At 65.4% G+C, this 13,182-nt stretch carries 11 protein-coding genes and 1 pseudogene; 6 read left to right on the top strand and 6 right to left on the bottom strand.

Features of this window, described 5'->3' with window-relative positions; genetic code table 11:
- Positions 1 to 151 precede the first annotated feature (151 nt).
- Both ACSKB9_RS31545 and ACSKB9_RS31540 read right to left on the bottom strand, forming a co-directional pair.
- On the bottom strand, positions 152 to 1,105 hold the full coding sequence (locus ACSKB9_RS31545; RefSeq protein WP_438077996.1) for a sugar-binding transcriptional regulator: 954 nt from the start codon (positions 1,103 to 1,105) through the stop codon (positions 152 to 154).
- Positions 1,106 to 1,114: 9 nt separating this feature from the next.
- On the bottom strand, positions 1,115 to 1,780 hold the full coding sequence (locus tag ACSKB9_RS31540; protein WP_438077994.1) for an HAD family hydrolase: 666 nt from the start codon (positions 1,778 to 1,780) through the stop codon (positions 1,115 to 1,117).
- Between the two features lie 114 nt (positions 1,781 to 1,894).
- On the opposite strand from ACSKB9_RS31540, the gene ybaL reads away from it, so the two are divergent.
- Both ybaL and ACSKB9_RS31530 read left to right on the top strand, forming a co-directional pair.
- The gene (gene ybaL, locus ACSKB9_RS31535; protein WP_438077993.1) at positions 1,895 to 3,616 is read left to right on the top strand and encodes a YbaL family putative K(+) efflux transporter; all 1,722 of its coding nucleotides are present in this window, start codon (positions 1,895 to 1,897) and stop codon (positions 3,614 to 3,616) included.
- A gap of 61 nt (positions 3,617 to 3,677) precedes the next feature.
- On the top strand, positions 3,678 to 3,911 hold the full coding sequence (locus tag ACSKB9_RS31530) for a hypothetical protein (RefSeq protein ID WP_438077991.1): 234 nt from the start codon (positions 3,678 to 3,680) through the stop codon (positions 3,909 to 3,911).
- A 261-nt stretch (positions 3,912 to 4,172) separates the two neighbouring features.
- Here the strand turns inward: ACSKB9_RS31530 and ACSKB9_RS31525 are convergent, their stop codons facing one another.
- The 4 genes and pseudogenes from ACSKB9_RS31525 to ACSKB9_RS31510 all read right to left on the bottom strand — a co-directional run bounded on the left by ACSKB9_RS31525 (position 4,173) and on the right by ACSKB9_RS31510 (position 7,444).
- The gene (locus tag ACSKB9_RS31525; protein WP_016843345.1) at positions 4,173 to 4,397 is read right to left on the bottom strand and encodes a hypothetical protein; all 225 of its coding nucleotides are present in this window, start codon (positions 4,395 to 4,397) and stop codon (positions 4,173 to 4,175) included.
- 64 nt (positions 4,398 to 4,461) lie between these two features.
- Positions 4,462 to 4,737, bottom strand: a complete 276-nt coding sequence (locus ACSKB9_RS31520) for a chaperone modulator CbpM (RefSeq protein WP_092081643.1) — start codon at positions 4,735 to 4,737, stop codon at positions 4,462 to 4,464.
- Positions 4,734 to 5,635, bottom strand: a pseudogene (locus tag ACSKB9_RS31515) (DnaJ C-terminal domain-containing protein). The gene ACSKB9_RS31520 and the pseudogene ACSKB9_RS31515 overlap by 4 nt, the downstream one beginning before the upstream one ends.
- A 108-nt stretch (positions 5,636 to 5,743) precedes the next feature.
- Positions 5,744 to 7,444: a hypothetical protein gene (locus ACSKB9_RS31510; RefSeq protein WP_438077988.1), complete on the bottom strand. Its 1,701-nt coding sequence runs from the start codon at positions 7,442 to 7,444 to the stop codon at positions 5,744 to 5,746.
- A gap of 676 nt (positions 7,445 to 8,120) precedes the next feature.
- Here ACSKB9_RS31510 and clpB point away from each other — a divergent pair.
- The 4 genes from clpB (at position 8,121) to ACSKB9_RS31490 (ending at position 13,105) form a co-directional block, all read left to right on the top strand.
- Positions 8,121 to 10,733 carry an ATP-dependent chaperone ClpB gene (gene clpB, locus ACSKB9_RS31505; RefSeq protein WP_438077986.1) on the top strand — a complete coding sequence of 871 codons (2,613 nt, stop codon included), beginning with the start codon at positions 8,121 to 8,123 and terminating at the stop codon, positions 10,731 to 10,733.
- Positions 10,734 to 10,833: 100 nt separating this feature from the next.
- The gene (locus tag ACSKB9_RS31500; protein WP_028334888.1) at positions 10,834 to 11,088 is read left to right on the top strand and encodes a DUF2171 domain-containing protein; all 255 of its coding nucleotides are present in this window, start codon (positions 10,834 to 10,836) and stop codon (positions 11,086 to 11,088) included.
- Between the two features lie 147 nt (positions 11,089 to 11,235).
- Positions 11,236 to 12,297 (top strand): Dyp-type peroxidase, encoded by a 1,062-nt coding sequence (locus tag ACSKB9_RS31495; protein ID WP_438077984.1) that lies wholly within the window; start codon positions 11,236 to 11,238, stop codon positions 12,295 to 12,297.
- Positions 12,290 to 13,105 (top strand): family 1 encapsulin nanocompartment shell protein, encoded by an 816-nt coding sequence (locus ACSKB9_RS31490; protein WP_438077982.1) that lies wholly within the window; start codon positions 12,290 to 12,292, stop codon positions 13,103 to 13,105. Before ACSKB9_RS31495 ends, ACSKB9_RS31490 begins: the two co-directional genes overlap by 8 nt.
- Positions 13,106 to 13,182 lie beyond the last annotated feature (77 nt).

Genomic DNA, 13,182 nt, shown 5'->3' with positions numbered 1-13,182 from the left:
GTTCTTACGGGGAGAGGGTTGGGGTGAGGGGCTCTTTCCGCGCATACGAAGCGGACGAATGCACGGAGACTCCCCCTCACCCGGATCGCATCTCCGATGCGATCCGACCTCTCCCCGCAAGCGGGGCGAGGTGAAGTACGACTCGTGGCGCCTACCGATCCAGCACCGCGCGCGCGGTGGCCTCATCGGTGATGAGGCCGTTGATCACCCGGCCCGCCAATGCGGCCTTGATCGAGGGCACCTTGGCGGCGCCGACCGCCGCGGCGATCGTGGTCGCTTCCGCGGGGATCTGCGGCGGGATGCTGGTCAGCCGCTTGTTGGTGCCGCCCTTGATCAGGCGGCCCTTGGCGTCATAGGCCCAGCCCGTCACCTCGCCGACCGCGCCGAGCCGCATCATCTCGAGCAGCTCCTCGCGGGTGACGAAGCCGTCGACATGGACCTGGGCCTTCTGGTCCATCTGGCCGATGCCGATCAGCCGCAGATCGGCCTTGGCGGCGACCGCCCTCACCCGCGCGATCGGGTCAATGCGAACCATGCGGTTGCGCTCGTCCTCGCTCGACATCAGGAACGGCAGCGGCATCGGGTAATGGCGCGCACCGGTGCGGTCGGCGAGCCGTCCCACCGTGTCGTAGAAGCTCGCCGAGCCGTCGGCGGAGATGTTGCCGACCAGGGAGACGATCTGGTGATCGGGCCGCTCGATCGGCGAGACCCGCTCGACCGCGGCGCGCACCGCGCGGCCGGTGCCGAGCGCCACGATCACCGGCGTCTCCGAGCGCAGCGTCGTCTCCAGCAGATTGGCGCTACGCTCGTCGATCCCTGCATTGGACAGCGGTGCCGCCGGATCGGTCGGCACGACGTCGCAATGCACGAGGTCGAACCGCGCCTTCAGCCGGGCGGCCAACTCCATGCAGGCCGCGATGGGGTGTTCGAGGCGAAACGTGATCAGCCGCTCCGCGAGGCACAGCGACACCAGGCGCTGCGCCGAGGCGCGCGACACCTGCAGCATTTTCGCAATCTCATCCTGGGTGTGGCCCGCGATGAAATACAGCCAGCCGGCGCGCGCCGCATCGTCGAGGCGAGACTTTTCATTGTCGGGCGCAGCCATCGTCTTGCGTCAGCCTTCCATCCAGAAATCCGTCATCGCGGCGAAGATTCGATCCGCCCCCGCTTGCCGCAGCAGAGCACTGCCATCCGCCAACCGATAGTGGGCACCGCCGACAAATCCCCACACTTTCATTCCGGCCGCCTTCGCCGCCGTCACGCCGCTGACGCTGTCCTCGATCACGAGCGTGCGGCGCGGCGCGGCGCCCATTGCGCTTGCCGCATGCAAGAACAGATCCGGGGCCGGCTTGCCGTGCCTGACCATCTGCGCGGTGTAGAGCCGCGGCCCGAAGCTGGCAGCGAGGCCGGTCAGCTCCAGCGAAAACTTCACCCGCTCGAGATCGCTCGATGAGGCGACACAATATGGCAGCCGCAATTCCTTGAGCACCGCCGCGATGCCGGCGATCGGCTTCAGCCGGGAGCGGAAGGTCTCACGGACCTGCAGCGCGAGGTCAGGCAGAAACGTCTCGGGCAACGGCTTTCCCACGCCCCGGCAGTAGTCGCCCAGGGCCGCGGTGCTGCGGCCGAGGAAGAGCTCGAGCGCCCGCTCGGTGCTCATCCCGATGCCGGCCCGAACCATCGCCTCGGCAAGACAGCGGCAGCTCAATTCCTCGCTGTCGACGAGCACGCCGTCGCAGTCGAAGATAACGAGATCAGTCTCGGGAAGCCGCGGATCCATCCCGACATGAGATCATATGCTCACGCCATGAGCAATAGATCACGGTTTCCGCGCGGAATGCCGCGCCTCAAATGGTCGCGGTGCACCGCCAGGGATGCTGTGCGACAAGGCGAAATGCCGCATGACACACCTCTGATCGCGACCGTCGTCGCGGGCCTCGGCCTCGCTTTTGTCTTCGGAACCATCGCCCAGCGCTTTCGGGTTCCGCCACTGGTCGGTTATCTGCTCGCGGGCGTGGCCGTCGGTCCCTTCACGCCCGGCTTCGTTGCCGATCAGGCGCTGGCAACCGAGCTGGCGGAGCTCGGTATCATTCTCCTGATGTTCGGCGTCGGCCTGCATTTCTCGCTGAACGATCTGTTGTCGGTGCGCGCGATCGCGGTGCCCGGCGCGATTGCGCAGATTGCGGTCGCCACATTGATGGGCCTCGGCCTCGCGCTCTTGATGGGCTGGACCGTCGGCGCGGGTCTCGTGTTCGGCCTCGCGTTGTCGGTCGCAAGTACCGTCGTACTGTTGCGCGCGCTGCAGGAGCGCCGCCTGATGGACACCGAACGCGGCAAGATCGCGGTCGGCTGGCTGATCGTCGAAGACCTCGCCATGGTGCTGGCGCTGGTGCTGTTCCCGGCGGTGGCGAGCTTGCAGGGCGGCGATGGCACGGCGCTCACCTCCGACCCGCTCGCCGCCCGTTTCGGTCTCGGGCTCACCGGCGTGCTGGTGCTGACGCTGATCAAGATCGCCGTGTTCATCGCGCTGATGCTGCTGGTCGGGCGTCGGCTGATCCCGTGGGTCCTGCACTACATCGCGCATACTGGCTCGCGCGAGCTGTTCCGGCTGACCGTACTCGCGATCGCGCTCTGCATCGCGTTCGGCGCGACCAAGCTGTTCGGCGTCTCGCTGGCGCTCGGCGCCTTCTTCGCCGGCATGATGCTGCGGGAATCGCCGCTCAGCCAGCGCGCGGCCCAGGAGACCCTGCCGCTGCGCGATGCGTTCGCGGTGCTGTTCTTCGTCTCCGTCGGCATGCTGTTCGACCCGATGAGCGTGGTCCGCGAGCCCTGGCCATTCGTCGCGACGCTGTTCGTCATCGTGGTCGGCAAGTCGATCGCCGCCCTTCTGATCGTCGTGCTGTTCCGTCATCCGATGGCAACCGCCTTGATGATCTCGGCGAGCCTCGCCCAGATCGGCGAATTCTCCTTCATCCTGGCCGAGCTCGGTGTGGCGCTCAATCTCCTGCCGAAGGCCGGCCGCGACCTGATCCTGGCGGGCGCGATCTTCTCGATCATGCTCAACCCGCTGGTGTTCGCGGTGGTCGACTGGCTGACGTCGCGGCTCGAGAAGCCGCAGGCTTCCTCACCAACCGCCGCGGCTTCTGAACCAATCCCGGTCACCGAATTGCAGGATCACACCATCCTGGTCGGCTACGGCCGGGTCGGCAGCATCGTCGGCGATGCGCTGCATCAACGCAGCGCGCCGTTTCTCGCGGTCGAGGCGTCCGACGACATGGTCGCCAAGCTCAAGGAGCGCGGCATCGAAGCTCTGATGGGCAACGCCGCGCGCGCCAGCGTGCTGCGCGCGACCAATCCGGCCGGCGCGCGATCGCTGGTCATCGCCATTCCCGAAGCCTTCGAGGCCGGTCAGATCGTCGAGCAGGCGCGCGCCGCGAACGCCGATATCCAGATCATCGCCCGTGCGCATTCCGACGCCGAGGTCGATCATCTCAAAGCACTTGGCGCCGACATCGTGATCATGGGCGAGCGCGAGATCGCCCGCGGCATGATCGAGGAACTCGACAGGGCTGGTCCGGCAGCTATGCGAACGGCCGAGCAGGATTCGGCAGCTTGAGATAGATTGCGCCCGCCGTACCGATGCGCGCCGCGCGTCACGCGATGAGGGAGATCGAGCGATGGCCTTCAAGAGCCCGCACGTATCGCTGGTGTCGTTCTCGGTCGAGATCGGCGCCGCGGACACGACAAACGTCATGCAGATCGAGACCGACCTGCATCTGAACACCCGTCATCCGAGCTTTGACGCGGCCGCCGTGGAGCGGTTGGTGCGTGACGCACAAGCCTATCTCGCCGGCAATGCCGGTCAGGTCACCCGGATCCGGCTGGTCTCCACCCGCGGCGGCCAGACCTGAAGCCTCTTTATTCGAGCTCTTTGGTTTGAGCATGATCTCCGCGCAAACGCTTCGCGTTTGTCGCGAGGGAAAACCGGCTTCCACTTTTCCGGATCATGCGCTAGTGTGCTGAATGCGAAGTTCGTGCAACTTCGCGGCAGCCACTTTCACGAACTTCGCATTCATAAAGCACACTAGAATCATAAGTTCGCTAGTGTCCTTATCGAATCCGAAGTTCGCCCCGAAGGTGCGGCAAATGATGCGAACTTCGGATTCGGGACACTAGCCGCCAAGGAATGCCGGCGCCAGATCTTCCTGCACGATGATGTTGGCGGCTTCCGTCGTCAGCTCGCTGCCGACCAGGTCAAGATTCTTGGCGGCCTCGAATAGCATCGAGCGGACGTCGTCCGGCGTCAGCACGCCTTTCGCGATCAGCTTGCGCACCAACGCCTGCAGGATAAGAACGTCGATCTCGCCATGCGCCAGCGGCGTCGGCTTGTCCGTCATGATCGTCTCCCAGGCTGATCCCAAGGCTAAGTCCCAAGGCTGAGGTTCGTCGCAAGTGAAGCGCCTAGCGCGGCGGTGACGCGATGTCCTTGTGCAATTGCTCGAACGCGCGGCGCAGGCCGTGCAGCTGATCGACCAGATGAAGGATGACGTCGATGCCCTCGTCGTTGACGCCGAAGTCGCCCTTCAGGTCGCGGATCAGATGCGCGCGCGCCACGTCGGTGTCGGAGAAGCTGATCTCGCTGGCGGTCTCGTCCGGCACCAGCCATTGCTGCTCGATCCAGAACTCCAGGGTCTGCACCTCCAGACCCGCATCGATGAGGAACTGCTGCTTGTTCATGATGCACCATCCTCGCGCGGATCGAATGCCTTTCGATCCCAGTTCGACACAAACGCCTCGAGCTCGGGATCGGGTCCCTTGGGCAGGACCACCTTGAGCTTGACGAGCTCGTCGCCATGGCCTCCGCCGACGCGGGGCGCACCCTTGCCGCGCAACCGCATGGTCGTGCCGGTGTTCGATCCCCTCGGAACCGTCATGGTCACGGCACCGGTCGGCGTCGGAACGCGGACTTTTCCGCCGAGCACCGCCTCGGACAGCGAGATCGGCAGTTCCAGCGTAATGTCGTCACCCTCGCGGGTGAAGCGCGGGTCGGGGCGAACTTCCACCTCGATCAGCGCATCGCCGGGACCGCCCTTGCCGCTGCCGGGCATGCCCTTGCCGCGCAGACGAATGATCTGGCCATCGACGAGCCCGGCGGGATCGTCACATCGAGCGTACCGCCGTCGGGAAGCGTCAGCCGCTTTCTCGCACCGGTGATCGATTCCGCGAAGTCGATCGCGAGAGCGTAATGCAAATCGCGGCCACGCCGGTTGGCGCGCGCCTGCTCGCTGCGCCGGAGCAATTCGGCGAAGGCGTCGTCCTGGTCCGTGTAGTCGGCATAGCCGGAGCTGTCGGCATAGGGATGCCCCGCATCCGCGGTGGCGAAATCCCGGTAGTAGCGATGCTGCGGCCGCTCGGCGCCATCGGCATCGATCTCGCCGGCGTCGAAGCGCTTGCGCTTCTCGGCATCCGAGAGCAGATCGTTCGCAGCCGCGACTTCCTTGAATTTGTCTTCGGCCGCCTTGTCGCCCGGATTGAGATCCGGATGCAGCTTCTTCGCCAGCTTGCGATAGGCCTTCTGGATATCGGCCGCAGACGCCGTCGGGGCAACGCCAAGGACCTCGTACGGATTTCTCACAACCTGCTCCGCAACACCGAGAGTGCACCTGCAATCATGAGGGCGCAAAAGCAGGCGATTTGCAAGTGCGCAGGCGCGCCGCCCGGAAGCGGCCGACGCGGCGTGCGCTCACGTCACATGACAAGTTAGGATGTATGTCCGGGGTCCAGATAGTTCGGCATGTTCTTTTGCTGCTGCGGCGTCATCTTGGCGGTATCCGCCTTGCCTGGCACGCCCCTCGGACCGAGCAAAGCGCGCTGCATGTCGTCCTCGCTCAAGCGCGGCTTGCCATCGTCGAGCTGTCCATCGCCACCGTGACTCTGTGCCATGACCAACCTCCCGTGATGATCGCTTGCACAGGCGGAACAATACCGCGCTCCGCCGGAACGAGCCAGCGGAGCGCGGACGTGCCTTAGTGTTGCTCCTGCCGCTTCTCCTCTGCGGGATGACCTGCCGCAGGCGCAGCATGCGGAGCGGCGTGCGGCTCCGGCCGTGCCGCCGGCTGGGGATGGGCGGCCTGCGGCTGCGGATGCGGCTCAGGGCGCGCCATCGTCTCCGGGTGCGCTTGCGGCTTCGCTGCTGGCTCCGGTCGCGCTTCGGGCCTCGCTGGCTCGGGCCGTGCGACGGGCTTCGCGGCAGGCTCGGGACGCGGCTCTTCCTTGCGCACCTCTTCGGGCCGCTTCTCCTGCACGGCAGGCCGCGCCGCTTCTGCAGGATGCGGCTCAAGCTTCGGCTCGGCGGCAGGCGCCGCGCGCTTCTCTTCGACTGCGGGCCTGTTCGCTTCGGCGGGCGGATGCGCCACAACGCCCTTCTCGGGAACCGGAAGCGCGTGGGATCCGGCAGGTGCCGGCGCAGCAGGGTGCGGCTCGGCCTTGGTCTCGGGAGCAGGTGCTGCGCGCTTCTCCTCGGCCGCGGGCTTGTTCGCCTCGGCGGGCGGATGCGCCGCCGGAAGCTCCTTTCCGGGACCGGGAGCGCATGGGAAGCAGCCGGTGCTGTTGCGGGTGCGGGTGCAGGTGCAGCTCCCGGGTGCCCCGGCTCCCCGGCCGCCGGCCGTGCGGCGTTGGCCGGCACCGCCTCGCCGGCCGGCCGCGCGCGAACCACGCCCGGTCCCTTCAATTCGCCGGGACGCGCCGTTGCGGCGACTGCGGGCACGCCATTGTTGGTCCGCTTGAACAGGCTCGGATCCTGGCTTGCGGTCTCGACCTGCTTGCGTTGCAACGGCGTCGCCGCGAAGTGCTGCTCCTTGGCGACCGCGCGCTCGGCCGGCGTCGGCCGCACCTCGATGCCGCCGCGGCCGCCATTGTAGCTGACGCTGTTGACGGTGGTCTGATTGATCGTGACGTTCTTCTCGTAGACGTTGGTGATCCGCGCGCCCTGCAGATTGTTCACGGTGCGATTGTAGAAGAAGTTGCCGTGATCCCAGCGGCCGCCTTCATAGCCCGACCCGCCGTAGCCGAAGCCGTAATTGATGCCGCCATAGAAGCCGACGCGATCACCCCAGTAGCCCTGATGGAAGATGAAGCCGCCACCGAACACGCCCCAGTAGCCGGGCGTCCACAGCAGTCCGACCCGCGGCGGCTGCACCCAGGTGCCCGGCACCCAGTAGTAATCGCCGCGATCCTCGTCCCACGACCAATTGCCCGGCGACCACATGTAGCCGGGACCAGGCACCGGCGGCTGATCGTAGGTCGGCAACGGCGGCGGCGCGGTCTCGACGGCAGAGACCGGCGCGCATGCCGCATCCTGCGCGATTGCGGGCATTGCCGTCGCATAGAACAGCGCCGTGGCAATCGCTGCACACGACACGGTCGAAAGGAGACGAGTTGTCATTGGGAGCCTCTTCGATGAGCACGTTCAACGTGAGACGGAACAAAAGTTCCGTGCGTCGGCAATGCACCGACACACTTCATCGCTAGCGCCTTGACCTTACACCAGCCTGAAACGCATCGACGCAAACGGAAACGCGCTCATCCGGCTATTCATGGTCGGTTCAGAGTGCGCCGTGATGCAACGTTGCGCGATGCAGTGGAACATCGCGCGTTGCTTCTCTGTATCAGCGAGCGAGCGAGCGAGCGACGCGAAACGCGACGCGATCAATTCCGATAACGTGTCCCGATCATGACCTGGGCCTTTGTACGATCACAGCGGTCCATGCTCATCCAACACTCGCTTCGCGAGCCCGGCGATCCATCGAACCGTCAGTCAGCGCGATGCGTGCACCCGGCTTGCCGGCGCGGCCGTAGCAGTGCCTCCCGATGAGTGCCAGCGACGAACATCAGCCCTCGCAACGGCTTAACCGCAGCATCCCAGCGAGCGCGCTGCGCGATTGACACTCCCCTGAAAGGACCACACGATGCGAGACGCGGCAGCCTTGGGCCCGCGGTTTTCCGCCGGCGCAATTGCACGGGGCTGTTGCATGATGGATGTCATCGTTCCGCCATCTGTCGCCGACGGAACTGCGTGGCATAATGGATCTCGACGAGCTTGCGTTGCTTGAGGTGCCACGATGAACATAGAAAAATATACCGATCGCGTTCGCGGCTTCATTCAGTCGGCGCAATCGCTTGCGATGCGCGAGGGGCATCAGCAGTTCTCGACGCTGCACATCCTGAAGGTGCTGCTCGACGACAATGAGGGCCTCGCGGCCGGCCTGATCGACCGCGCCGGCGGCAATTCGCGCGCGATCCTCAAGGCGACCGAAGACGCGCTGGCGAAGGTTCCGAAGGTCAGCGGCGCCGGCTCGGGACAGATCTATCTGGCACCCGAGACCGCGCGCGCCTTCGCCGCGGCGGAACAGGCCGCCGACAAGGCCGGCGACAGCTTTGTCTCAGTCGAACGCCTGCTGCAGGCGCTCGCAGCCGACAAGGACAGCGAGGCCGGCAAGCTGCTCGCCAAGGGCGGGGTCAATTCGCAGAACCTGAATGCAGCCATCAACGCGCTGCGCAAGGGCCGCACCGCCGACAGCGCATCGGCCGAGAACGCCTATGACGCGCTGAAGAAATATGCCCGCGACCTCACCCAGGCTGCGCGCGACGGCAAGCTCGACCCGGTGATCGGCCGCGACGAGGAGATCCGCCGCACCATCCAGGTGCTGTCGCGGCGGACCAAGAACAATCCCGTCCTGATCGGCGAGCCCGGTGTCGGCAAGACCGCGATCGTCGAGGGCCTCGCGCTGCGCATCGTCAATGGCGACGTGCCGGAAAGCCTGCAGGACAAGGCGCTGCTCGCGCTCGATCTCGGCGCGCTGATCGCCGGCGCAAAATATCGCGGCGAGTTCGAGGAGCGGCTCAAGGCGGTGCTGCAGGAGGTGACCTCGGCCGAGGGTGGCATCATCCTGTTCATCGACGAGATGCACACGCTGATCGGCGCCGGCAAGGGCGACGGCGCGATGGACGCATCCAACCTGTTGAAGCCCGCGCTCGCCCGCGGCGAGCTGCATTGCATCGGCGCCACCACGCTCGACGAATACCGCAAGCATGTCGAGAAGGATGCAGCGCTGGCGCGGCGCTTCCAGCCGGTGTTCGTCTCCGAGCCGACGGTCGAGGACACCATCTCGATCCTGCGCGGCTTGAAGGACAAATACGAGCAACATCACGGCGTGCGCATCGCGGATTCGGCGCTGGTTGCAGCCGCGACGCTGTCGAACCGCTACATCACCGACCGCTTCCTGCCCGACAAGGCCATCGACCTGATGGACGAAGCGGCCGCCCGGCTGACGATGCAGGTCGATTCCAAGCCGGAAGAACTCGACTCGCTCGACCGCGAGATCATCCGGCTCAAGATCGAGCAGGAAGCGCTGAAGAAGGAGACCGATCTCGGCTCCAAGAGCCGCTTGCAGACGCTCGAGAAGGATCTCACCGACCTGGAAAAGAAATCGGCGGATATGACTTCGAAATGGCGGTCGGAAAAGAGCAAGCTTTCCGATGCGCAGAAGATGAAGGGCGAACTCGAACAGTTGCGTACCGAGCTCGCCAATGCGCAGCGCAAGGGAGAATTCCAGAAGGCGGGCGAGCTGGCCTATGGCCGGATTCCCGAGCTCGAGAAGAAGCTCGCGGCGGTCGAGGCCAGCGAGACCTCGTCCACCAGCGAGACCGTGACCGCCGACAATATCGCGCAGGTGGTGTCGCGCTGGACCGGCGTGCCAGTCGACAAGATGCTGGAGGGTGAGAAGGACAAGCTGCTGCGCATGGAGGAGATGCTCGGCAAGCGCGTCGTCGGCCAGGCCGAGGCCGTCCGCGCGGTGTCGACCGCGGTGCGCCGCGCCCGCGCCGGCCTGCAGGACCCCAACCGGCCGATCGGCTCGTTCATGTTCTTAGGCCCCACCGGCGTCGGCAAGACCGAGCTTGCGAAAGCGCTTGCCGAATATCTGTTCGATGACGAGACCGCGATGATCCGCCTCGACATGTCCGAATACATGGAGAAGCATTCGGTCTCGCGGCTGATCGGCGCGCCGCCCGGCTATGTCGGCTATGACGAGGGCGGTGCCCTGACCGAAGCGGTGCGGCGGCGGCCTTATCAGGTGGTGCTGTTCGACGAGATCGAGAAGGCGCATCCCGACGTCTTCAACGTGCTGTTGCAGGTACTCGACGACGGCCGCCTGACCGACGGCCAGGGCCGCACCGTCGACTTCCGCAACACGCTGATTATCATGACCTCGAACATCGGCGCCGAGTATCTTGTCAACCAACCGGAAGGCCAGAGCACGAGCGCGGTGCGCGAGCAGGTGATGAACATGGTACGGGCGCACTTCCGGCCCGAATTCCTCAACCGGATCGACGAGATCATCTTGTTTCACCGGTTGCAGAAGAGCGACATGGGCCGCATCGTCGAGATCCAGTTCGCGCGGCTGCGCAAGCTGCTCGAAGATCGCAAGATCGAGCTGGAGCTCGACCCTAAGGCGCGCGACTGGCTGGCGGAGAAAGGCTGGGACCCGGCTTACGGCGCCCGCCCGCTGAAGCGGGTGATCCAGCGCAGCGTGCAGGATCCGCTGGCGGAGATGATCCTTTCCGGCGACGTGCGCGACGGCTCAGAGGTGAAGCTCTCGGCCACCAAGGCCGGCCTCACCTTCAACGGCAAGAAGCCGGAGAACGCGGCGGCGGACGAATTCGAACCGGTGTGAGACAGGCCGGAATGCCCACGACGCGCTGTCGCCGCCGCGTCGTCTGCCGGCATCATATGCAAGCCGAACATACAAAATGACCTGCAACCAGGAGAGCGCCATGACGCAGCACAAGATCAAGGACAACATGGAGGTCATCGGCGCCGATGGCGTGCATGTCGGCACCGTCGATCACGTCGAGGGCAACCGCATCAAGCTCAAGAAAAGCGACAGCGACGGCTTCCACAAGGGCCATCACCACTTCATCGAGCTCGGCTTCGTGGCGGGTGTCGAAGGCTCCAAGGTTCGGCTCTCGGCCAACGCCGCGATTGCGGTGACCCTCGAGGAAGAGAAGTCCGGCAAGCCCGTCGATTGAGGCAGGCACCTCTGCAAGAGCGTGAGCCATTCGAGCCCTTGTAAAGGTTCCACTGGCATGCTCCTCTGCCGCTGTCTGGACGCCGATCCGGCGTCCAGCGCCTGCCTTTTGTCCTCGTGGAAGTGCCGTTCAGTCAAGGAGACATGCGTGCCATCAGCCGTTCCGCAACCGGTCGCTGCGAAGCTGACGCGCGCGGCCATCTTCCTTGCGGTCACGATGAAGCCCAATCCGGAATATGACGCGGTGGTGCGGTCGCTGTGCGCCGATCTGGGCGCGCTGCTGCGTGCGGTGGGCTTCCGCGATCTCGAGGGCCGGCTGTCATGCGTCATGGGCATCGGCTCCGACGCATGGGACCGGCTGTTCGGCGCGCCGAAGCCGAAAGGCCTGCATCCGTTCCGCGAGATCAACGGCGTCCACCACGCCGTCGCAACGCCGGGCGACCTGCTGTTTCATATCCGCGCCGTGCCGATGGACCTGTGCTTCGAGCTGGCGACCCAGATCATGACGAGGCTCGGCGATGCGGTTGCGACCTCCGACGAGGTGCACGGCTTCGAATATTTCGACGAACGCGACCTGCTCGGCTTCGTCGACGGCACGGAGAATCCGGAGGACCAGGCGGCCACCGACGCCACCATCATCGGCGACGAGGACACGGCGTTCGCCGGCGGCAGCTATGTGATCGTGCAAAAATACCTGCACGACCTGAAGAAGTGGAACGAGCTGCCGGTCGAGATGCAGGAAAAGATCATCGGCCGAACCAAGCTGTCCGACATCGAGCTCGACGATGCGGTGAAGCCGAGCTACGCGCACAACGCCCTGACCACGATCGTCGAGAATGGCGAGGAGCTCGATATCGTCCGCGACAACATGCCGTTCGGCAATATCAGCAAGGGCGAGTTCGGGACCTATTTCATCGGTTATGCCAAGTCCCCGCACCGGATCGAGCAGATGCTCGAGAACATGTTCGTCGGCAAGCCGCCGGGCAATTATGACCGCCTGCTCGACTTCAGCCGCGCCGTCACCGGCATGCTGTTCTTCGTCCCGTCGGCGACCTTCCTGGAGGATGTCGCGAGTGAGGCGCCGGCACCTTCGCCCGCCGAGCCGTCTCCGGATGACGCCGGGGCTGGCGACACACCTGCACCAGGAATACCGCCGTCCGACGGCTCGCTCGGGATCGGCTCACTGAAAGGAGAGGCTGGACATGAATAATCTTCATCGGGGACTCGCCCCTATCTCGGACGCGGCATGGGCCCAGATCGAAGAGGAGGCCTCGCGCACGTTGAAGCGCCATCTGGCGGCGCGCCGTGTCGTCGACGTCGACGGTCCGAAGGGAACGGATTTCTCCGCGGTCGGCACCGGTCATCTCAAGAAGATTGCGGCACCGGGCGACGGGGTCGAGGCGACGCAACGCGACGTCCGCGCGCTGGTCGAGCTGCGCGTGCCGTTCGAGCTCTCGCGCCAGGCGATCGACGATGTCGAGCGCGGCGCTAATGACTCCGACTGGGATCCGCTCAAGGATGCCGCGCGCAAGATTGCCTGCGCCGAGGATCGCGCGGTGTTCGACGGCTACGCGGCCGCCGGCATTGAGGGTATCCGTCAGGGCACCAGCAACCCGGTGCTGACGCTGCCGCCGAGCGTCAAGAACTATCCCGCCGTGGTCGCGCAGGCGGTCAGCCAGTTGCGGCTTGCCGGCGTCAACGGTCCCTATACGCTGCTGCTCGGCACCGAGCCTTATACCGCGATCGGCGGTGCGACCGACGACGGCTATCCGGTGCTGCAGCACATCCAGCGCCTGATCGACGGCAAGATCATCTGGGCGCCCGCGATCGAGGGCGGCGTCCTGCTCACCACCCGCGGCGGCGATTTCCAGCTCTCGATCGGCCAGGATCTTTCGATCGGCTATCTCAGCCACTCGGCGAAATCGGTTCAGCTGTATTTCCAGGAGACCATCACCTTCCTGATGCTGACGAGCGAAGCGTCGGTGGTGCTTGCGCCGGAGGCGAAGAAACCCGCCTAGTCTTGCCGGCGTTGACCTATCCGGGAAGTCTCCGGCCGTTGCCGGAGCTTCCGCCAAACGTGAAACGGAGAGGAGGC

It is taken from the genome of Bradyrhizobium sp. BR 1433, from assembly GCF_051547665.1.
GTDB lineage: Bacteria > Pseudomonadota > Alphaproteobacteria > Rhizobiales > Xanthobacteraceae > Bradyrhizobium > Bradyrhizobium australafricanum.
This window is presented reverse-complemented; position numbering and strand designations above follow the sequence as displayed.

Bases quoted from the DNA above. Each gene is read 5' to 3' on its own strand.
- ACSKB9_RS31500 (WP_028334888.1), top strand. From the start codon at position 10,834: ATGACGCAGCACAAGATCAAGGACAACATGGAGGTCATCGGCGCCGAT.
- ybaL (WP_438077993.1), top strand. From the start codon at position 1,895: ATGCCGCATGACACACCTCTGATCGCGACCGTCGTCGCGGGCCTCGGC.
- ACSKB9_RS31525 (WP_016843345.1), bottom strand. From the start codon at position 4,397: ATGACGGACAAGCCGACGCCGCTGGCGCATGGCGAGATCGACGTTCTT.
- ACSKB9_RS31520 (WP_092081643.1), bottom strand. From the start codon at position 4,737: ATGAACAAGCAGCAGTTCCTCATCGATGCGGGTCTGGAGGTGCAGACC.
- ACSKB9_RS31490 (WP_438077982.1), top strand. From the start codon at position 12,290: ATGAATAATCTTCATCGGGGACTCGCCCCTATCTCGGACGCGGCATGG.
- ACSKB9_RS31510 (WP_438077988.1), bottom strand. From the start codon at position 7,444: ATGACAACTCGTCTCCTTTCGACCGTGTCGTGTGCAGCGATTGCCACG.
- clpB (WP_438077986.1), top strand. From the start codon at position 8,121: ATGAACATAGAAAAATATACCGATCGCGTTCGCGGCTTCATTCAGTCG.
- ACSKB9_RS31530 (WP_438077991.1), top strand. From the start codon at position 3,678: ATGGCCTTCAAGAGCCCGCACGTATCGCTGGTGTCGTTCTCGGTCGAG.
- ACSKB9_RS31545 (WP_438077996.1), bottom strand. From the start codon at position 1,105: ATGGCTGCGCCCGACAATGAAAAGTCTCGCCTCGACGATGCGGCGCGC.
- ACSKB9_RS31540 (WP_438077994.1), bottom strand. From the start codon at position 1,780: ATGGATCCGCGGCTTCCCGAGACTGATCTCGTTATCTTCGACTGCGAC.